This window comes from Hwanghaeella sp. 1Z406 (genome assembly GCF_048892425.1).
In the GTDB taxonomy this organism is placed as follows: Bacteria; Pseudomonadota; Alphaproteobacteria; order UBA8366; family Aestuariispiraceae; genus Pacificispira.
Genome location: NZ_JBLZHU010000025.1, coordinates 1 through 582, shown reverse-complemented (window position 1 = coordinate 582; position 582 = coordinate 1). Strand labels below are relative to the sequence as shown.

Below are 582 nucleotides of genomic sequence, written 5' to 3'. Positions count from 1 at the left end.
ACAGTTCCGGATCGCCATATTTCGAGCAGATCTTGCGGATTTCCGGGTCGTCGAGTGCCTGAAGGCGACCGTTTTCAATGATATTCTCGTTATCCCCGTCCATTTCGCAAGTATAGGTCGGGAAGTAGAGGTGTAGGTGCCAATGGCCGACAAGATGGCCCATACGGGCGGCTTCCCGTTCTGCCATGGATGAGATGATGGTGCCAAAGCCCATATGGATGACGCCGGAGCGCACCCGTTCATACAGGCAATTCACAAAGCCTGACGGGAAGTCCTTGCGCGGGCGATGGATATGCGGGTTCGTGCCAATCGATGCTTCCCACCAATGCATGATGCCCTTGTCCGGGAAGGTCGGATATTGGATGTCCTTGGTCTGCTCCATAACATCGCGCAGTTTGCGGCCAAATTCGCCGCCTTCATTGATCTGTGTGATTTTGGAGTTTTCCACGACCAACTGGGTCCAGTCACAAGGCGCGATATGGTTGGTGGTGCCCGCAATGATGCCACAGCCGTCTTCTTTGAACGGATGGAACATCCAGGGGCGTCCGGTAATGTGGCCCGGCAGGTAGGTCTTGCCGAAAT

The 582-nt window shown here is 55.0% G+C and carries 1 protein-coding gene; it reads right to left on the bottom strand.

Annotated elements, in window-relative coordinates:
* The coding region (locus ACOSDR_RS20190; RefSeq protein ID WP_420732341.1) for a hypothetical protein at nt 1–582 on the bottom strand (582 nt) is incomplete at both ends.